Source organism: Kitasatospora sp. NPDC004669, assembly GCF_040609455.1.
Lineage (GTDB): Bacteria > Actinomycetota > Actinomycetes > Streptomycetales > Streptomycetaceae > Kitasatospora.
The window spans coordinates 100,657-118,626 of the sequence record NZ_JBEXKB010000002.1 but is presented as its reverse complement, the minus strand read 5'-3'; the positions used below and the strand labels follow the sequence as shown (position 1 = coordinate 118,626).

General features: G+C 73.5%; 17 protein-coding genes. 10 read left to right on the top strand and 7 right to left on the bottom strand.

Annotation, left to right across the window (positions count from 1 at the left end):
• The first annotated feature begins 99 nt into the window (after nt 1–99).
• On the top strand, nt 100–609 hold the full coding sequence (locus ABZW30_RS02355; RefSeq protein ID WP_355669148.1) for a DinB family protein: 510 nt from the start codon (nt 100–102) through the stop codon (nt 607–609).
• Between the two features lie 16 nt (nt 610–625).
• Here the strand turns inward: ABZW30_RS02355 and ABZW30_RS02350 are convergent, their stop codons facing one another.
• Both ABZW30_RS02350 and ABZW30_RS02345 read right to left on the bottom strand, forming a co-directional pair.
• The gene (locus tag ABZW30_RS02350; RefSeq protein WP_355669147.1) at nt 626–1,120 is read right to left on the bottom strand and encodes a hypothetical protein; all 495 of its coding nucleotides are present in this window, start codon (nt 1,118–1,120) and stop codon (nt 626–628) included.
• Between the two features lie 200 nt (nt 1,121–1,320).
• Nucleotides 1,321–2,940: a CehA/McbA family metallohydrolase gene (locus tag ABZW30_RS02345; protein ID WP_355669146.1), complete on the bottom strand. Its 1,620-nt coding sequence runs from the start codon at nt 2,938–2,940 to the stop codon at nt 1,321–1,323.
• A gap of 487 nt (nt 2,941–3,427) precedes the next feature.
• Here ABZW30_RS02345 and ABZW30_RS02340 point away from each other — a divergent pair, with 487 nt between their 5' ends.
• Nucleotides 3,428–4,114 (top strand): polysaccharide deacetylase family protein, encoded by a 687-nt coding sequence (locus ABZW30_RS02340; RefSeq protein ID WP_355669145.1) that lies wholly within the window; start codon nt 3,428–3,430, stop codon nt 4,112–4,114.
• A gap of 64 nt (nt 4,115–4,178) precedes the next feature.
• Here the strand turns inward: ABZW30_RS02340 and ABZW30_RS02335 are convergent, their stop codons facing one another.
• Both ABZW30_RS02335 and ABZW30_RS02330 read right to left on the bottom strand, forming a co-directional pair.
• On the bottom strand, nt 4,179–4,562 hold the full coding sequence (locus tag ABZW30_RS02335) for a barstar family protein (protein ID WP_355669144.1): 384 nt from the start codon (nt 4,560–4,562) through the stop codon (nt 4,179–4,181).
• Between the two features lie 61 nt (nt 4,563–4,623).
• Nucleotides 4,624–5,277, bottom strand: a complete 654-nt coding sequence (locus tag ABZW30_RS02330; protein WP_355669143.1) for a 4'-phosphopantetheinyl transferase superfamily protein — start codon at nt 5,275–5,277, stop codon at nt 4,624–4,626.
• A 415-nt stretch (nt 5,278–5,692) separates the two neighbouring features.
• Between ABZW30_RS02330 and ABZW30_RS02325 the strand changes: the two genes are divergently transcribed.
• Nucleotides 5,693–6,178 carry a cysteine/serine endopeptidase inhibitor gene (locus ABZW30_RS02325; RefSeq protein WP_355669142.1) on the top strand — a complete coding sequence of 162 codons (486 nt, stop codon included), beginning with the start codon at nt 5,693–5,695 and terminating at the stop codon, nt 6,176–6,178.
• 102 nt (nt 6,179–6,280) lie between these two features.
• Here ABZW30_RS02325 and ABZW30_RS02320 read toward each other — a convergent pair whose 3' ends face one another.
• Nucleotides 6,281–7,186, bottom strand: coding sequence for a LysR substrate-binding domain-containing protein (locus ABZW30_RS02320; protein ID WP_355669141.1), 906 nt, complete (start codon nt 7,184–7,186; stop codon nt 6,281–6,283).
• Between the two features lie 147 nt (nt 7,187–7,333).
• Between ABZW30_RS02320 and ABZW30_RS02315 the strand changes: the two genes are divergently transcribed.
• The 7 genes from ABZW30_RS02315 to ABZW30_RS02285 all read left to right on the top strand — a co-directional run bounded on the left by ABZW30_RS02315 (nt 7,334) and on the right by ABZW30_RS02285 (nt 13,615).
• Nucleotides 7,334–8,296 carry an FAD-dependent oxidoreductase gene (locus tag ABZW30_RS02315; protein ID WP_355669140.1) on the top strand — a complete coding sequence of 321 codons (963 nt, stop codon included), beginning with the start codon at nt 7,334–7,336 and terminating at the stop codon, nt 8,294–8,296.
• Between the two features lie 197 nt (nt 8,297–8,493).
• On the top strand, nt 8,494–9,981 hold the full coding sequence (locus tag ABZW30_RS02310; RefSeq protein ID WP_355669139.1) for a hypothetical protein: 1,488 nt from the start codon (nt 8,494–8,496) through the stop codon (nt 9,979–9,981).
• A 118-nt stretch (nt 9,982–10,099) separates the two neighbouring features.
• On the top strand, nt 10,100–10,597 hold the full coding sequence (locus ABZW30_RS02305; RefSeq protein ID WP_355669138.1) for a flavoprotein: 498 nt from the start codon (nt 10,100–10,102) through the stop codon (nt 10,595–10,597).
• A 224-nt stretch (nt 10,598–10,821) separates the two neighbouring features.
• A complete protein-coding gene (locus tag ABZW30_RS02300) occupies nt 10,822–11,784 on the top strand; it encodes a DUF6528 family protein (RefSeq protein ID WP_355669137.1) in 963 nt (320 codons plus the stop codon).
• Nucleotides 11,785–12,049: 265 nt separating this feature from the next.
• Nucleotides 12,050–12,370, top strand: a complete 321-nt coding sequence (locus tag ABZW30_RS02295; protein WP_355669136.1) for a hypothetical protein — start codon at nt 12,050–12,052, stop codon at nt 12,368–12,370.
• On the top strand, nt 12,367–12,918 hold the full coding sequence (locus ABZW30_RS02290) for a thioesterase family protein (protein ID WP_355669135.1): 552 nt from the start codon (nt 12,367–12,369) through the stop codon (nt 12,916–12,918). The genes ABZW30_RS02295 and ABZW30_RS02290 overlap by 4 nt, the downstream gene beginning before the upstream one ends.
• 301 nt (nt 12,919–13,219) lie before the next feature.
• Nucleotides 13,220–13,615 carry a DUF2267 domain-containing protein gene (locus tag ABZW30_RS02285; protein WP_355669134.1) on the top strand — a complete coding sequence of 132 codons (396 nt, stop codon included), beginning with the start codon at nt 13,220–13,222 and terminating at the stop codon, nt 13,613–13,615.
• 198 nt (nt 13,616–13,813) lie between these two features.
• Here ABZW30_RS02285 and ABZW30_RS02280 read toward each other — a convergent pair whose 3' ends face one another.
• Together ABZW30_RS02280 and ABZW30_RS02275 are read right to left on the bottom strand one after the other, a co-directional pair.
• The gene (locus ABZW30_RS02280; protein ID WP_355669133.1) at nt 13,814–14,746 is read right to left on the bottom strand and encodes an ROK family protein; all 933 of its coding nucleotides are present in this window, start codon (nt 14,744–14,746) and stop codon (nt 13,814–13,816) included.
• 72 nt (nt 14,747–14,818) lie between these two features.
• A complete protein-coding gene (locus tag ABZW30_RS02275; protein ID WP_355669132.1) occupies nt 14,819–17,860 on the bottom strand; it encodes a glycoside hydrolase family 38 C-terminal domain-containing protein in 3,042 nt (1,013 codons plus the stop codon).
• Nucleotides 17,861–17,970: the final 110 nt, after the last annotated feature.

Genomic DNA, 17,970 nt, shown 5'->3' with positions numbered 1-17,970 from the left:
CCTGCCGGGAGCGGAAAACGCGGTGTCGGACCGGACGGTCGGTTCGCTACAGTCCGCCGGGATGACCAGGCGATCACCGACGAACAGGAGCGGAGCCAGATGAACACCGACACCCGACCCGTACCGGCGCTGACCGGGGGCGAGCGCGAGATGCTGCGCGGCTTCCTGGACTTCCACCGGGCGACCCTCGCGATGAAGTGCGAGGGCCTCACCGACGACCAGCTGCGGCAGCAGTCCAGCCCGCCGTCCACGCTGAGCCTGCTCGGGTTGGTCCGCCACATGGCGGAGGTCGAGCGGATCTGGTTCCGCAAGGTGATCAACGGCGAGGACGTCCCGCTGGTCTGGTCCGAGGACGGCGACTACCAGGCGGCCTACGACGCCGCCGACGCCACCCGCGCCGAGGCCTTCGCCGCCTGGCAGGCCGAGGTCGAGCACTCCCGTCGCATCGAACTCGCCGCCGCCTCCCTCGACGTCACCGGCTATCAGCCCCGCTGGGAGGCCGAGGTCTCGCTGCGGCTGGTGATCCTGCACCTCATCCACGAGTACGCCCGGCACAACGGGCACGCCGACTTCCTGCGCGAGGCCATCGACGGCACCGTCGGGGCGTAGCCGCTGACCCGCAGCCCTACCAGCCGAGGAGGTGGGTGCGGGTGGTGAGAGCGGTGAGGATGGATTTGGTGGTGGTTTCGGGGGTGAGGGCGGAGGTGTCGAGGGTGTGCGGGGCGGTGGGGGAGGAGGGGCCGGAAGTGAGGATGACGTAGTGGAGGGCGGCGCCGGTGGTGCGGCTCTCGCGGCGGAAGGTGGCCAGGGTCGGCGGGGTGGCCGGGCACTCGACGATGACCTGGTAGCCGCCGGTGGCGTAGGCGAAGGCAGCCTGGGCGGCGGCCGCGAAGGCCGTGGTGTTCTGGCGCCCGGCCTCCGGGAGGTGCGGCGGGAGCTGGCCGTTGCGGATGACCCGCAGGAAGTCGTCCGTCCGCAGGTGGACGCTCGGGTGCAGCTCTTGGGCGAGCAGGCCCGCGACCAGGCCGTTCCCGGCCCCGGTCGGGTCGACGAGGACCACGACTCCCCCGGCGCCCCGGCCGCCCCCGAGCTCCGGCCCACCTACGGTCGTACGGTTCACAGCTGCTGATCCCTTCGCGGGCCGGGGAAGGACGGGTAGCCGGGGCGAGACGGTCGGAGTGCGAAGAAGCCGGTCGGCCGGGATACGGACAACCGACCGCCTCATCCCTACGACTGATGCGTTTCGGGGATCAACCTAGTCCAAACGGGTGCCCCGAGTCGTCCCCCCCTCCCGGCCTGCGGGCGGGTCGGACCGGGCCGTCAGTCCTCCTCGACGCGCAGCACGATCGGGTTGGTGAGCGCCGCCATCGGTCCCCAGGGCAGGTCCTGGCCCATCGAGTTGCCACTGCCCGGAGTGCCGTCCGCCTTCGGGTGGCGCACCTCGGCCCGGACGTAGGCGGCGAGTGAGGCGGTGGTGCGCCAGACCACCGTGCCCGAGCCGTCGGTGGGCAGCGACTCCTGATGCATCTGCCCCTCGTCGGTGAGGAAGCGGACCGTACCGCCGGGCACTCCGGAGACGGTGAGCCGGACGTCCAGCGGGGCGTGGGCCGGGACGGTCAGCTCCTCGCCGATGCCGGCCTGGCGGCCGTTCCCGGTGACGGTGAAGTCCAGCCGCACGGTGACGGACTCGGCGAGCCAGTTGCGCCCGGCGCGCAGCCCGTCCAGGACCGCGTCCCGGGTGAGGTCCTCGGCGAGGACGACGTTGTGCGGGGAGCCGATCACCTGGGGGGCGCTGTGGGCGTCGCTGTCGCCCATCGCGGGCAGCCAGGAGCGGCCGCCGCGCAGGGCGACGGCGAGCTGGGAGTCCCAGGTGTCCACGGCCGACTCGTCGTCGTACGTCCAGGGCCCGTTCCACACCTCGACGGCGTCGGCCTGCTCGTAGCCGAACTTCCACTGGCAGGCGACGTACGGGCAGTACGGGTGCGCGGGCACCACCAGGCCGCCGGAGCGGTGGACCTGGCGGGCGAAGCGCGGGTACTCCTCGTCGCGGGAGCGGTAGCGCCAGTCGACGAACTGGCCGGCCTCCAGGCCCAGGGCCAGCCAGTGGCCGTTGCGGGTGGTGATCTCCTCACCCGGCAGGATCAGCAGGTCCGGGCCGGCCAGCGGGCCCCAAACCGCGTGCGAGGAACTGGTGTTGTGGTCGGTGGAGACGATGAAGTCCAGGCCGGCCGCGCGGGCCCCGGCGGCCACCTCCTCGGGCAGGCGCCGACCGTCGGAGTGGACGGTGTGCAGGTGGCAGTCGCCCCGGTACCAGGCCCGGCCGCGGCCGCGCGCCCGCTCCGGCGGGTAGTGCGGGGTGAACTCCGGGCCGGGGGCACCGAATCGGAGGATCACCTGGACCCGGTAGTCCAGGCCCTGCGGGGCGATCTGGTACGGGCCGAGGACGACGTGCCAGGTGCCCGGGTTGATCGGGCCGGGGAGGTAGCCCGGGGTGGCGGTGTCGCGGGCGATCGCGAACTCGGTGCGGAAGCCGCCGGACCAGCCGCGGAAGCCGTCACCGCCGACATCGGCGCCGCGCTCGTCGAAGATGCCGATGTCGCAGGAGTTTCCGGGGGTGCCGGCCGGGACCTGCGGCTTGTCGTAGCCGTAGGAGACGGCGATCTCACGGACGCCGTCGGGGACTTCGACCGGGAGGTAGACGAAGTCGGGGGCGCCGGTGGGGAGGTGGCCGGTGAGGGTGAGGGTCCGGTCGGCCTGCCCCGGGGCGGCGGCCGCCGTGCCGGTGGTGGCGGCGAGACCGAGGGCGGTGGCGGCGCCGGTGGCGAGGCCGGTGCGGAGCAGGTCGCGGCGGGCGGGGTGGGCCGGTTGTCCGGACTGCTTCGGCTGGGTCGGGTCGGTCGGGTCGGTCGGTTGGGCCGGGTCGGTCGGTTCGGCGGGCATCGGGGCCTCCGGGCTGGGGTGGGCGGATCCGCTGGCTCGCCTACCCGGGCTGGTGAACCTGGGGTGAGGCGGGGCCCACCGGGGTGGGGCGGGTCGGTGAAAGGGGCCGGGCCCGGGCGGAGGCGGGGGCGAGTTGCGGGGGAGTGACGCTCGGTCGGTTCATAGTCTGTGACAGGTGATGACGGGTCGGGAGGCTGGTGTGGCACTGAGTCGGCGGGCGCTGTTGGCGGCGGTGGTGGTCGGCGGCGCGCCGGCGGGGTGCCGGACCGAGCGGGTCGCCGAGGAGGGTGGATCGGCCCCGCCGACAGTCTCCGCTGCGGCCGCGCCGCCCGCCACACCGCCGGCCACGCCCTCGGCCACGCCGTCGGCCACGCCGTCTGCCGGGCCGTCCGCGACTGCGTCCGCCACGTCGCCCGCCACGTCGCCCGCCACGTCGCCCGCCGCGTCCGCCGCTCCTGCGGCGGCCCGGGAGCCGACCCGGGCCGAGGTGGTTCAACGCTACGGCGACACGGCCCCGAGCGGCTGGGGCCTGGAGGTCGCCGGGGTGATGACCTCACTGCCCGAGGGCGAGGCGGCCATGGCGCTGACCTTCGACGCCTGCGGCGGCCCCGGCGGGAACGGATACGACGCCGACCTGATCAGATTCCTGCGCGATCGCGGCGTCCCGGCCACGCTCTTCCTGAACGCCCGATGGATCGACGCCAACCCGGACGTGTTCGAGCAGCTCGCCGCCGATCCGCTGTTCGAGATCGGCAACCACGGCACCGGGCACCGCCCGCTCTCGGTCACCGGCCGGTCCGCCTACGGGATCGCCGGCACGGGTGACGTCGGCGAGGTGTACGACGAGGTCGTGGGAAACGCCCACAAGCTGGCCGGGCTGCTCGGGCACCCGCCCCGGTTCTTCCGATCCGGCACCGCGCACTACGACGACGTCGCCACCCGGGTGGTCGCCGACCTGGGCGAACGCGTCGCGGGCTTCACCGTGAACGGGGACGGTGGTGCCACGCTCAGCGCCGCCGAGGTGCGGCGGGAGGTGGCGTCGGCCCCGCTCGGGGCGATCGTCATCGGCCACATGAACCGCCCGGGCGGCGGCACCGCCGCCGGGGTGGCGGCGGCGGTGCCGGGGCTGCTCGGGTCCGGGCGGCGGTTCGTCCGGCTGTCCGACGTGATGTGAGGCTGTCGGCTGTGCGGTGAGCCGGACTCGGTACGAGCCCGGCGAGGTGTGTGGGCCCGGCGGCTTACGCCAGGCGGAGGCCGTCCGGGTGCTCCTCCTCGATGATCCGCACCAGCCAGTCGAAGACCGTCGGCCCCTTGCCCTCCCGGGCGGCGGCCAGCTCGGCGCCGACCTGCTCGCGGTTGGCGGGGTGGCACCGGGTGAGCCGCAGCTCCAGCCGGCGCACCGTCTCCGGGTAGCCGAGGTTGTGGCGGGAGACCTCGTGGTCGCGCCACTCGATGACGTAGTCGCCGTCCTCGGGCGTGCCGTAGCCGCCGCGCAGGCAGTCGGCGAAGGCGTCGAGGTTGCGGCCGAAGTAGCCGTCCACGCCCATTTCCCGGCCGACCGCGTCCCAGAAGTCGTCCAGGTTGCCGATCCTGCTGCCGTCGATCACATAAGTCACCGTCACGGGGTCGAGGATATGCCCGGGAGGCGAACGGACCGGCGATGCGCGGACCGGCGATGCACGGTTACGGTTCGACGGCGATCGCGGTGGCGAGCAGCCCGTCGCGGACCGCCCAGCGGCCGTCGAAGCCCTCGATCCGGCGGCCACCGACCATCGGGCCGGGGACCAGCAGCCGGGCGGAGAAGGTGCCGTCGGGGGAGAGGTCGAGCTCGGCCTCGTGGAAGTCCAGCCACAGCTCGGTCAGCGGGAACCAGGCCTTGTAGACCGACTCCTTGGCGCTGAACAGGATCCGGTCCCACGGGGTGCCCGGGTGCTCGGCGGCGAGCTTCGCCAGCCGCTGCTGCTCGACCGGCAGGGCGACAACGTTGAGCACGCCCTCCGGGAGCGGCAGCGCGGGCTCGGCGTCGATGCCGACGGAGGCGAGGGCGCCGGCCCGGGCGACGGCGGCGGCGCGGAAGCCGTCGCAGTGGGTGAGGCTGCCGGTCACGCCGTCCGGCCAGCTCGGGGCGCCGCGCAGGCCCGGGACGAGCGGGCGGTACGGGACGCCGAGGCGGGCCAGGGCGGCGCGGGCGCAGTGGCGCACGGTGGTGAACTCGCGGCGGCGCTTGTCGACGGCGTTGGCGACGACCGCCTCCTCGGCCGGCTCCAGCCGGGCCTCCGGCGGATCGTCGTAGGCCACCTCGGTCACCACGACGTCCGGCAGCAGGTCCCCGATCACGCGTTCCCCCCTCGGTCGGCCGCGCGGGCGGGCGCCGCGCGGGACGAGCGTAACCCGGGCGGGCGGCCCTGGTCCGTGATCGTGGCGAACCGAGGCCGCCCGGTATCGGTGACTTGAGGCCGGGGCTACTGGCCGAGCAGCCGGGCGAAGTCCAGCCCGAGGCTGCCGAGCACGGGCAGTGCGCCGAGGTCGGTCACGCATGTTCGCTCCTTCGGCCGCATTGGTGAAGATTCTTGCCTTGTGTTCATGGCAATACCGGGGAGGTCTGGACCATTCCTGAGCGAAGCACATACGTTCCCTTTACCCGGGTGGCCGCTGGGGCGGGCGGGTCGTCGAACTCCACGGTGGAATGGGCGACTTGTGATTGTCATGTCCATGGCTACTCAAGGTCTCGTCGAACCGGAGGGAACGAACCATGCGTGCCATCGGCAAGAGTCTCAGGATCCTCGCGGGCGCCCCGCTCGCCGCCGCAGCTCTCATCGCCCTCACGGCCGGCTCCGCCGGCGCCGCGATACCGATCAACAAGCCCATGGCCGGCAAGGCCACCTACTACGCCGACGCCGGCTACGGCGCCTGTGGCACCCAGATCAACGCGTCCACGCAGATGCTGGTCGCCGTCCCGCACACCTGGTGGACCTCCGCCAACCCCAACAACGACCCGCTCTGCAAGGGCATTTCGGTCAAGGTGACGTACCAGGGCAAGACCATCACCGTCCCGGTGAAGGACCAGTGTCCCTCCTGCGACTCCACCCACATCGACCTCAGCCAGCCCGCCTTCGCCAAGCTGGCCCCGCTCGACAAGGGTGTGATCAACGGCCTCACCTGGCAGTTCGTCAAGGCCGGTCTGAACGGCAAGACTGTCGAGCTGTCCGAGCCGATCACCGGCTCGACCATCCGCTGAGGCCGCTGAGGCCGCTGAGGCTTCCAGGGCTTCTGGCGTCGCTGACGCCGCTGGGGCTTCCGGTGTCGCGGTGCCCGCCCCTGCCTGTGCGCAGGGGCGGGCTCACCGCCGTGTGGTGGCGGCGGCCGCAGGGGTCCGCGGTGCCATGGTGAGCAGCAGTTGGACCGCCGGGGACGCCGTCCGCGGGTTGTGGGCCAGCCCCAGGGTGACGGTGGGAACCGGGCGGGTCAGCCGGCGCAGGCAGACGCCGGGTATCCGGAAGACCCGGGCCCGCCCCTCGGGAATGGGCGCGATGCCGTAGCCGGCCGCCACGGCCAGCAGCAGCTGCTCGTCGTCCGGCTCCTCGCGCACGATCCGGGGCGGCCCGTCGGGCCACAGCTGCCCGGTGATCGACGCGTGCATTCCGGGGCCGTTCTCGCGCGGCCACAGCACCACCGGCTCGTCGCGGATGCGGCTCCGGCTGACCCTGGCGCGGGTGGCGGCGAGCGGGTGGTCGGTCGGCACCGCCAACAGCAGCTCCTCCTCGGCGATGAGGCGGCAGGCCAGTTCGGGGATGTCCAGCGGAGGCCGGACGAAGGCCGCGTCCAGCCGCCCCGCGAGGAGTTCGGCCACGTTGTGGGCCGTCCAGCCGGTCTGCAGGGTGGTGTCCACCCGGGGGTACCGCTCGCGGAACTCGGTCATCAGGGTGTCGCAGACACCGCCGCGCGCGGAGCGGGTGTACGCCACCCGGAGGCTGCCCTGCCGACCCTCGACCACGGCCTCGATCCGCCGGTCGGCCTCGGCCACCTGGCGCAGCACCTGCCGGGCCTCCTCGGAGACCGCGCTGCCGATCGGGGTCAGCGTGCACCCCTTGCTGGTGCGCTCGACCAGTCGCACGCCCAGATTCCGTTCCAGCGCCATGATCTGTTGGCTCAGCGCCGGCTGGGCCACGCGCAGCCGGCGGGCCGCCCGGGTGAAGTTCAACTCCTCGGCCAGTACCGAGAAGTAGCGCATTCGGTGAAGGTCCACCGGCCGATGATAGGGGCGCCGACGGGCGATAAGGCCGGCTTATCGCCACCCGACAGAACTGGTCTTGGACGCCCCCCGGTCCGTCCCGCTTTCCTGGTTCCAGCCGCCGCGGTCGGCGTACGGCGGCACCTCGGGAGGAGTGGATCGGTGGACGTCGTCGTGATCGGCAGCGGGGTCATCGGGCTCACCACAGCGCTGCGTCTGCAGGAGAAGGGGCTGGAGGTCGTCGTGGTGACGGCGGACGGACTGCTGTCGACGACCTCGGCCGTGGCGGCGGCGGTCTGGTACCCGGTCGGTGTGGCGGCGGACGACCGGGTCGCGGGCTGGTCCGCGGCGACCTACGCCGAACTCGCCCGCCAGGCCGACGACGGCGCACCCGGCGTCGTCATGCGCGACACCTGGATGCCGGCGCACCGGCGGCAGCCAGAGGCCCTGCCCTGGTGGGCGGCCGCCGTCCCGGACCTGCGTCGCCTGGAGCCGGCCGAACTCGCCCCGGCGTACGCGGACGGCTGGCGGTTCACCGCCCCGACGGTGGAGATGCCGCTCTACCTGCCCTGGCTGCTCGGCCGCCTCCTGGACAACGGTGGTGACGTCGTCCACCGGCGCCTCGACACCCTCCACCAGGCTCGCGCCTGGGCGCCCGTCGTGGTCAACGCCAGCGGACTCGGCGCGCGGCAACTGTGCGACGACCGGGAGGTGCGGCCGGTGCGCGGACAGCTTGTCCTGGTGCGTAATCCCGGGCTGCGGGCCTCGCTGCGGATCCAGGACGACCCGGCCGGGTACACCTACGTCCATCCCCGGAGCAGGGACGTCGTGCTGGGCGGCACCTTCGAGGAGGAGGACTGGGGGCTCGGGTCCGACCCGTTGACGGCCGAGGCGATCCTCGCGCGGTGCGCGGTGCACGTCCCCGAACTGCGCGAGGCCGAGATCATCGGCCATCCGGTGGGACTGCGGCCCGATCGCCGGGGCGGGGTGCGGCTGGAGGCCGAGACGGCCGGTGCGGGCGGCGTCGCGGTCGTGCACAACTACGGCCACGGCGGCGCGGGGGTGACGCTCAGCTGGGGGTGTGCGGACGCTGCCGCGGATCTGGCCGCGGCGGCGGTGGGCTGAGGCGGGTACGGGTGCTGCCGCCGGATCGCCCGAGAGCGCCGACTGCCGGACGGATCTGACGAATCGTCACACATCCACCGGCCCTCGGTGGTTAGACTCGCGGACCGCCGCCCCGCCCGGCCGGTCGGCCCATTCCCGCTCCCTGCTCCCTGCTCCCCGCTCCCCGCTCCCCTGCTCTCTGCTCCCACGGAGGAGTCTTGGCTTCGATCACCCTCGACGCGGAGCGTCGCGTCCGCGCCGACGCCGTACGCGTTCGGGTCGCGGCGGTGGAGACGCTCCGCTCGCTCGGCTTCCAGGTCACCGCGGAGATGGCCACCGTCGTGGAGGCCCAGCGCGGATCGGCCGTCCGCTCCGCGATGCTGCTGCCCGACCAGGTCCCGCTCACGGCGCGCCTGCGGTTCACGGCCGATCCCGACGGCCTCGCCCGGGGCACGGCGCTGTCGCTGCACCTGACGGACCGTTCCCTCTCGATCGTCGCGCTGGGTGTGCAGGCCCCCTACGTGTCGGCGTTCCAGGCCGCGCTGGCCGCCCTCGACCGGGCGCTGGGCGGCCTCGACCCGGACGCGGCGGCGGCCGGCTTCCCCGCGCCCCGGTGGTGGGCCCGTGCGCCCCAGGCGGAGACGTTGGCCCGGCACCACGAGACCGGCCGGCGCCTGGTCGGGGGCATGGCGGCGAGCATCAACGAGCGGCTCTCCGGTGGGCCGCAGTCCACCGGGCCGTCCCTGTGGGGCGGGGTCGCGGGCGTCGTCTTCCGGTCCCCGGCCGGCTTCGTCGCGATGGACGCCGTCGCCGCCTGGAGCCTGCTGGCGATTCCGGTGATGATGGGCAGTCGGCCGGGCGGTGTCCCGGACCGACTCGGCGTCCAGGTGGCGCGGTTGGCGGCGGAGATGGAAGGCCGGCTCACCGCCGGCGGCCCGGGCGTGGTCGAGGTGCCGGTGGCGGAGGAGCACCGGGCGGCCTTCGAGTTCCTCCACCGGCAGTTCGGGATCCGCTCGCGGCTGCCCGTGCGAACGCTGTGCACCTGCCGGGACTGTCGGCAGACCAAGGTGGTGAACCTGGAGCTCCAGCGGCTGCGGGAGCGGAAGAAGCGCCTGGAGATGCTCTCCTCGGTGCTGCGCGCGGCACGGAGCAAGGAGGGCGTGCCCAACCCCTTCCTGGTCTTCGGGGCGCTCTTCCAACGGACCAGGATCGTCCCGGACTTCGTCTGCGCGCGCTGTGAGAGCACGGAGGCCGATGAACAGCCGGTGACGTTCTGTCCGGCCTGCGGCGCCATGTGCACCGAGTCCGTGCTGACGACGTGTGCCGGGTGCGGGTACGACTTCGGGGGGCTGGTGGCGGATCTCGTCCTCTGGGACACCACGCCGCCGGCGCCGCTGCCGGCACCCCCGCCACCGGCCGTACCCCCGGCTCCCGTGGTTCCCCCGCCCCCGGCCGTGGCGCCGCCACCGGTGCCACCCGCCCTGCCCGCGGTCCCGCCGGTGCCCGCTGCCGCACCCGGGTTCGGTCCGCCGCCCGAAGGCTTCACCGCATTGCCCCCGACCTGCGGTATCTGCGGCGGAAGCTTCCCCGTCCTGTGGTCCGTACAGGTCCTCGACGGGATCGACCCCCGGCCGATGACGGTCTGCGCGACGTCCTCGCGCTGTTCGCCGCCCTCGCTCGTCACACCGGCGCGGATCCGGTTCTGACCTCGGCCGGGGGCCGCCGCCGCAGGGGCGGGCGCATGGAGCCGGTCAGAGGTGGTGTTCGATGGCCTCGAGGATGTCGGGGCGGTGATCTGCCGGTGGTGAGAGGGGAGTTCGGAGTATGTCAGAGGTGAGGAAACCGATGCTGTATGTCGTCGTGTGTGCGGCGGGAGTGGCCGACGGGGTAGGGGAGTTGATCTCGGCGGCGCAGGGGCGGGGGTGGGAGGTCGGCGTGGTGGCGACTCCGCTGGCCATGGGGTTCATGGACACCGCCGCGATCGAGGCGCAGACGGGGTATGTGATCCGCTCGGCCTGGCGGAAGCCGGGGGATGACCGGCCGCTGCCGGACGCGGACGCGATCGTGGTCGCTCCGGCGACCTTCAACACGATCAACAAGTGGGCCGCCGGCATCGCTGACACACTCGCGCTCGGCATCCTCTGTGAGGCGTACGGGCGGGGCACCCTGACGGCTGTGCAGCCGCGCGTCAATGAGGCGCTGGCGAAGCATCCGGCGTACGTGGAGAGCCTGGTCCGGCTCCAGGGGATGGGGGTGCGTTTCGTGGACGACGCTCCCGAGGCGTACACCTGGACGCGGGTGCTCGACCTGCTGGAGAGCTGACAGGGTGGCCGGCCCGGTGTGGGGATCCTGCCACTCCGGAGGGTGGTCCCCGGTGACCTCCCGAGGGTGGCGTCCGGGCGGGTCGGCGACGGCCGGGCGGGCTGCCACCTCGCCGATCGCCAGGGCGGCGGACCTGGTCTCCGGACGAATCCGACGGTCCGTTCGGCGGATGCGTGCGGCTGGGCTGCTGTGCGGTCCGCCGTGAACCGCACACCGTTGAGGGTGTGCTGAGTCGAACCCTCCCCGCCCTGTGCCTCGCCCTGCTGCTCTGCGCGCCGGCAAGCCGCGCGTACGCCACCTCGTCCGACGGGGAGGTGGTCGCCGTGGACCAGGAGTCCCGCCGTGTCCTCGTCCTGGAGACGGCCGAGGAGCTGATGGACTATCAGGGGCCGGACCGCCCGCCCGTCGTGTGGTCCTGGGGGGCCGACCGGGCGCCCGACCTCGGTGACCTCGGCCCCGCGCACAGCTGGACCAACCCGGATGAGGCGAAGAGCCGGATCCTGGAGGACCGCCGCTACCTGCTGACCACCGCCTCCGGCGGGCTCGCCGCGGTCGTCGACACCGCCACCGGCCGCAGCCGCTGGGCGGTGGACCTCGGCGAGGCCGTCAATCCGCACAGCATCGAGCTGCTCCCGGACGGCAACGTCGCGGTCGCCGCGAGCGGCGGCGGCTGGGTGCGGCTGTACGCCGCCTCGCAGGGCCCCCGGGTGACCGCTCACGCGACCTTCCGCCTGCCCGGCGCGCACGGGGTGTACTGGGACGAGCGGACCGGCCTGCTCTGGGCGCTCGGCGACGGCGAGCTGACCGGGCTACGGGTCGGCGGCACCCCGGCCGAGCCCGCGCTGGGCGCCGTCCGGAGCGCCCCGCTGCCCGACCGGGGCGGGCATGACCTCGCGCCCGTGCTGGGCGCGCCAGGCCGGTTCTGGGTGAGCACGCTGAACGGCCTGTGGCAGTTCGACCCGGCCGCCGACGGGTTCACCCCCGTCCGTCTGGCCGATCCCGCCGCCGAGCAGGACGTCAAGAGCATCGGCGACGACCCCGGAACCGGGCGGCTGCTCACGGTGGCCCCTGATCACCGTGGCCCGTGCGACTGGTGCACCTCGGTGATCCGGCTGCACCGCCCGGAGGGGACCTGGACGCTGGGCGGGACGCAGCTGTACAAGGCGCGTTGGTGGGCCACCTGGTAGCAGATCTGTGACGGACAGTAGTCGATCTTGCTCGGCGGGTCGGCGATACCACCCGTTCTGCTTACCGCGTTCGGCTGATGGGGCATATTGTGTACCCCCGCAAACTACTCCGATAGAAGTCAGTTTCCCGTCGCCGTCCGAAAACCATCTGCGGACCCTCGTCGACTGGGATAGCGTCGAAGGCGTCGGGGGGTCGACACCGATCCGGTGTATTCGAACGCTAGTTACCGGGCCGTAATGGCCCGAATCGGTCCTGGAGAAAAGCATGCGGAACCTGCAGAATTCACTTCCGGAAAACCGGTCGGATGTCATCGACGATCTGCAGCTCGCGATGGATTCGCTGTCCGCCTTCCCGGCCCGGAACGCGGCCGGCGGGGCCGATGTCACCGAGCGGCTCGCGGCGGTCGCCGAACTCTGCCGCTCGGTCGACGCGGTGCTCGACAGCCTGGTCGTCCAGGCGGCCGCCGAGGCCGCCGAGGAAGGGTGGACCGCGGCCCGGATGGCGGCCGAACACTCCGGCTACTACGCCAGGTTGCGGCGCGCGCTGCTCCCCGCCGGGGTCTCGGCCGGGCTGACGCAGCAGTGAGCGCGGTGTACGCCCGCGCCCACGTGCTGTCCTGCCCCACCCGGTGGAGCGACGTCGACGAGAACGGGCACATCAACAACGCCCGGCTGGTCGGCTACATCCAGGAGGGGATTTACGACCTGTTCTGCCACCACGCGACCGCCGTCCGGGAATCGCTGTTCCCGTCCGGATTCATTATCGCGCGGCACGAGATCGATTACCTGGAACAGTTGCACCACGGGCCGGAGCCATTGGCGGTGCGACTGACGGTGGAACGGCTCGGCCGGAGTTCCGCGCAGGTCGAGGTGAATGTCTGCCGGGAGCCGCTCACCTTTATGCGGGCCCGGACCGTGGTGGTCGCGCGGGACCGGGAGTCCGGTCGCTCGCGCGAACTCACCCAGAACGAACGCCGTTTTCTGTCGGCGTTTATGGCGGACACGGCGCGTGGCGACGCCCCGACCGTCGGCGTGCAGCCGACCGTGCCGGCCCAGCGGGTGGCGACCCGCTCCGGTGGCGGGGTGGTCCCGTCGCACGGCTCGCGCAGACGGTGTCTGGCCTCGGCGGGCTGACCGCCGCTTGACACCTGTGAGTTCCCGTGCCGGTGACGGCGCGGGCCGACGGCGTGATCCACGACGGCGTCGATCCGTCCGTCCGGCCCCGGCCCTCGGCCGGCGCGTCCGTGCCCGGAAGTCCCCAGCCCGAAATCGGCGGGTATCGGCCCGGACGGACCGCAGTACGCTGATCAACACGGGAGCCGGTACGTCCCCCGGCGGTCACGGGCTGCGATGAGGCGCCGCGCAGGCGGTAGGGGGCTCGGAACGTCGGCCGCCGCCGGTCCGGCCGGATCCCGCCGACCGGAAGGAGGACGCGATGACCATCTCTTGGGAGGACTTCCTCGCCCGCGTCGTGGAGCGCGGCGAGTACCGGGGCCAGGCGGAGGCGGACCATGCCGCCCGGGTCGTGCTCGGCCTGCTCGGCGAGCATCTGGTGGGATCCGAACGGACCGACCTCGCCGACGCGCTGCCCACGACGTACGCCCCGCTGCTGCGCGACGCCCAGCCGGCCACCGCGCCACTGACCGCCGAGCGCTTCGTGGACGCCGTGGTCGGCTGGATCGACGGGGCGACGCCGGCCACCGCCCAGTGGGACATCGGGGCGGTGCTCAGCACCGTGGCCGACCTGGTTCCGGGGGAACTGATCGACCGGGTGATCGAACAACTCCCGGAAGGCTACGACCTGCTCTTCGGCCACCCGCTGCCGGCCTGAGCGCCCCTTCGCGCCGAGGACCTCTTCGCGCCGAGGCCCCCTTCCCGGCCTGCGGGGTGCCGTCGGGCTCGGCGCCGGTGAGCGCCGGGACGGCGGTGACGGAGCCCCGGGCGTAGCGGCGGACCGGGTTGTCGAGCAGGGCGTAGGGCGGCATGGCGCGGGTCTCCGAACGGGGTGGTGCCCGTGGGCGGCGGGCGGTCAGCGGCAGAGCGCCGCCGCACCGATCAGCCCGGCGTCGGTGCCGAGTTCGGCGCGGCGCACGTCCAGGCCGCGGATGTACGAGAGGGCGGCGTAGCGGTCCAGGTGCCGGGCGAGCGGGGTGAACAGCACCTCCCCGGCGGTGGCGACACCGCCCCCGACCACCACCCGGTCGAGGTCGACCAGGGCGGCCGTGGCGGCGATCCCGGCGGCCAGTGCCTGGGCGGCCCGGTCGAAGGAGGCCAGCGCGATCGGGTCGCCCGCCCCGGCGGCGGCGGCGACCGCCCGGGCGGTGCGGTCCTCGCCGTCAGGGCGCCAGCCCTCGGCGAGGGCCCGGCGGGCGATCGCGGTGCCGCTGGCGAGGCCCTCCAGACAGCCGCGCGAGCCGCACGGGCAGAGCTCGCCGTCCAGGTCGACGCTGATGTGGCCGAGGTGCCCGGCGTTGCCGCTGGGGCCCGGCCGGACGGCGCCGTCCAGCACCAGCCCGGCGCCGACGCCGGTCGACACCACCAGGCAGAGCGCGTTGGCGGCGCCCCGGGCCGCGCCCTGCCAGTGCTCGGCGGCGGCCATCGCGACGCCGTCCCCGGCCAGCCGGACGGGCAGCGCACGGGCGGCCACCGCCGGGTGCGCGGCGACCTCGGCGACCAGCGGGAAGCCGCGCCAGCCGGGGATGTTGACCGGGCTGACGGTGCCGCCCGCGAGGTCGACCGGGCCGGCGCTGCCGATCCCGACGGCCGTTACGGCGGCCCACTCGGCCGTACCGGCGAGCTGGTCCAGTACCTGGTGCACGACGGCGAGCACCGCCGGGCCCGGCTCCCGGGCCGGGGTGGGCAGCTGGAGCCGGTGCCGCAGCCGTCCGTCGCCGTCGACCAGCGCGCCGGCGATCTTGGTGCCGCCGATGTCGACAGCGGCGAACAGGGGGGTGAGCGGCACGGTGGGCTCCAGGAGGTGGGAGTCGGCGGCGCCCCGGCCACGCGGGGCCGGGGCGCTCTTACGGTACGTCGGTCAGCCGGCCGCGCTGAGCCGCAGGGTGACCAGTTCGAACGGCCGCAGCGCCAGCCGCACCGCACCGTCCTCCACCGTGACCTCGCCGCGGGTGCCGTCCCAGGGCCGCTCCAGCAGGTCGCAGGGGGCGGCGCCGGCCAGCGGGAAGGAGGTGGTGAGCCCGCCCCGGGCGCGGCCGCCCCCCGCCTCGTAGACCCGGACGATCAGGTCGCCGCTGCGGTCGTCGGCGAGCTTGACGGCGCTGACCACCAGCGCGTCGTTGTCCAGCTCGACCAGCGGCGCGATCTGCTCGGCGCTGCCGGTGACCCGCCGCTCGGGCAGGCCGATCCGGTAGCCCTCGCGGACGGCGTCGGCGACCGCCGCGCCCGGGACCAGGGCGTGCCGGAAACGGTGCAGGCCCTGGTCGGTCTTCGGGTCGGGGAAGCGCGGGGCGCGCAGCAGCGAGAAGCGGACCGTGGTGGTGGTGCCGCCGTCGCCGTCGCGCACGGTGCGGGTGACGTCGTGGCCGTAGGTCGAGGCGGTGACCAGGGCGACGCCCCAGCCGGGCTCGTCCAGGTGGACGAAGCGGTGGTTGCAGGCCTCGAACTTGGCGGCGTCCCAGCTGGTGTTGGTGTGGGTGGGCCGGTAGAGGTGGCCGAACTGGGTCTCGGCGGCGTAGCGCTCGGTGTGGATGTCCAGCGGGAACGCGGCCTTGAGGAACTTCTCGGTCTCGTGCCAGTCGACCTCGGTGTCGATGTCGAGGCGCTGCTCGCCGGCCCGCAGGGTGAGCGTCTGGACGACGGTGGAGGAGCCGAAGGAGCGGGCGATCCGGACCGAGGCCTGATCGGCGGTGGCCGAGGCGGTGAGCGAGTCCACGCCGGTCAGGTCGGTGACGGTGTTGCGGTAGAACTGGTCGACGTCCCAGGCGTCCCACATGTTGGGGAAGTCGGGGTGCAGCTGGAGCAGATTGGCCCGGCGGCCGGGGGCGACGGTCTCCCGGCCGCTCGCCGTCTCGACCACCGAGCCGATCAGGCCGTCGGCGTCCACCACCACCTCCAGCAGGCTGTTGCGCAGGGTGAAGCCGCCCCCGTCCAGCGGGGTCACCGAGCAGGCCGCACCGCCCGGGACGGCGACTGCGGCCCCGCCCGCCGGAACGGCCGAGCGCGCGTGCGGCGCCGCGTTGAACACCAGCTCGCGCCCGCCCGAGGCCGCCCCGGCCAGCGCCTGCTGGGCCGCTCCGATCAGCCCCTCCAGCTCCCGCGCCAGCGCCGCGTAGGTGGCCTCGGCCTCCCGGTGCACCCAGGCGATCGAGGAGCCGGGCAGGATGTCGTGGAACTGGTGCAGCAGGACGGCCTTCCAGATCCGGTCCAGCTGCTCGTACGGGTACTCGGCGCTGGTGCGCAACGCGGCTGTGGCGCACCAGAGTTCGGCCTCGCGCAGCAGGTTCTCGCTGCGCCGGTTGCCCTGCTTGGTCCTCGCCTGGCTGGTCAGGGTGGCCCGGTGCAGCTCCAGGTAGAGTTCGCCGACCCAGACCGGCGGGTTCGGGTACGCGGCCTCGGCCTTGGCGAAGAACTCGGCGGGCTTCTCCCAGCGGACGGTGGCGGAGCCCTCCAAGTCCCTCATCCGGGCGGCCTTGGCGACCATCTCGCGGGTCGTCCCGCCGCCGCCGTCGCCCCAGCCGGTCGGGGCGAGCGAGTGGCGGGCCACCCCCTTGTCCTTGAAGTTCCTTGCCGCGTGGGCGATTTCACTGCCCTTCATGGAGCAGTTGTAGGTGTCCACGGGCGGGAAGTGGGTGAAGATCCGCGTCCCGTCGATGCCCTCCCAGAGGAAGGTGTGGTGCGGGAACGCGTTGACCTGGCTCCACGAGATCTTCTGGGTCAGCAGCCACCTGGAGCCCGCGTTGCGGATGATCTGCGGCAGACCGCCGGTGAAGCCGAAGGTGTCCGGCAGCCAGGCCTCGTGGTTCTCGACCCCGAACTCCTCCAGGAAGAACCGCTTGCCGTGCACGAACTGCCGGGCCATCGCCTCGGAACTCGGCATGTTGGTGTCGGACTCCACCCACATGCCGCCGGCCGGGACGAACCGCCCCTCGGCCACCGCCTTGCGCACCCGCGCGTACACCTCGGGGCGGTGCTCCTTGATCCAGGCGTACTGCTGCGCCTGGGACATGGTGTAGAGGAAGTCCGGCTCGTCCTCCAGCAGGGCGGTCATGTTGGCGGTGGTGCGGGCCACCTTGCGGACGGTCTCGCGCAGTGGCCAGAGCCAGGCCGAGTCGATGTGGGCGTGGCCGATCGCGCTGATCCGGTGCGCGGACGGCACGGCGGGCGCGGCCAGGACCGCCGTCAGCTCCGAACGGGCCCGCGCCGCAGTACCGTTGACGTCCTGCAGGTCGACCGCGTCGAGGCAGCGTTCGACCGCGCGCAGGATCTCCCAGCGGCGGGCGCTCTCCACCGGCAGCTCGGCCATCAGCTCGCCGAGCACCTCCAGGTCCAGCGACAGTTGCCAGACGGTGTCGTCGAAGACCGCCAGGTCCATCCGGGCCAGCCGGTACTGCGGCCGGTCGCCCGCCGTCTCCCTGTCGCCCAACTCGGTGGGCAGGAAGGGGTGGTAGTCCAGGATCACCGGGTTGGCGGCGGCCTCGACGTGCAGCAGCACCTGCTCGCAGCCGGCTGCCGGGGCGGCGATCCGCACCCACTGGTTGCGCGGGTTGAGGCCCTTCACCGGGCTGCCGTCCGGGCGGTAGACCAGGCCCTCGCACTGGAAGCCGGGCATGTTGGCGTCGAAGCCGAGGTCGATCAGCGCCTCGACCGTCCGCCCGGCCCAGGCCCCGGGCACGGTGCCGGCCACGGTCAGCCAACTGGTGCCCCAGGGCGCGCCCCAGGGGTCGCCGACCGCGATCGGGGTGCGTGGCGCGGCCAGGCCCTCGGCGACCGGGACGGGCTCGCCGGGGGCGGTCCAGATGCCGACCTCCAACGGGACGGACTCGGGGTAGACCGCCGGGAGGATGCGCTCCTCCAGGACGCGCTTGAGGCGGGACTCGACCAGGGTGCGGTCATCGTGCATGTCGGCAGGCTCCGTTGCGTGGCGAGGGTCAGCGGTGTCCAGGAGAAGCAGCGGTGTCTCGGGGGTCGGCGGCGTCTCGGGGGTCAGCGGTGTCCAGGGGAGGCGGCGGT

Excerpts from the sequence above, each read along its gene's own strand:
- ABZW30_RS02355 (WP_355669148.1), top strand. The coding sequence starts at position 100 with ATGAACACCGACACCCGACCCGTACCGGCGCTGACCGGGGGCGAGCGC.
- ABZW30_RS02345 (WP_355669146.1), bottom strand. The coding sequence starts at position 2,940 with ATGCCCGCCGAACCGACCGACCCGGCCCAACCGACCGACCCGACCGAC.
- ABZW30_RS02325 (WP_355669142.1), top strand. The coding sequence starts at position 5,693 with ATGCGTGCCATCGGCAAGAGTCTCAGGATCCTCGCGGGCGCCCCGCTC.
- ABZW30_RS02305 (WP_355669138.1), top strand. The coding sequence starts at position 10,100 with ATGTCAGAGGTGAGGAAACCGATGCTGTATGTCGTCGTGTGTGCGGCG.
- ABZW30_RS02295 (WP_355669136.1), top strand. The coding sequence starts at position 12,050 with ATGCGGAACCTGCAGAATTCACTTCCGGAAAACCGGTCGGATGTCATC.
- ABZW30_RS02285 (WP_355669134.1), top strand. The coding sequence starts at position 13,220 with ATGACCATCTCTTGGGAGGACTTCCTCGCCCGCGTCGTGGAGCGCGGC.
- ABZW30_RS02275 (WP_355669132.1), bottom strand. The coding sequence starts at position 17,860 with ATGCACGATGACCGCACCCTGGTCGAGTCCCGCCTCAAGCGCGTCCTG.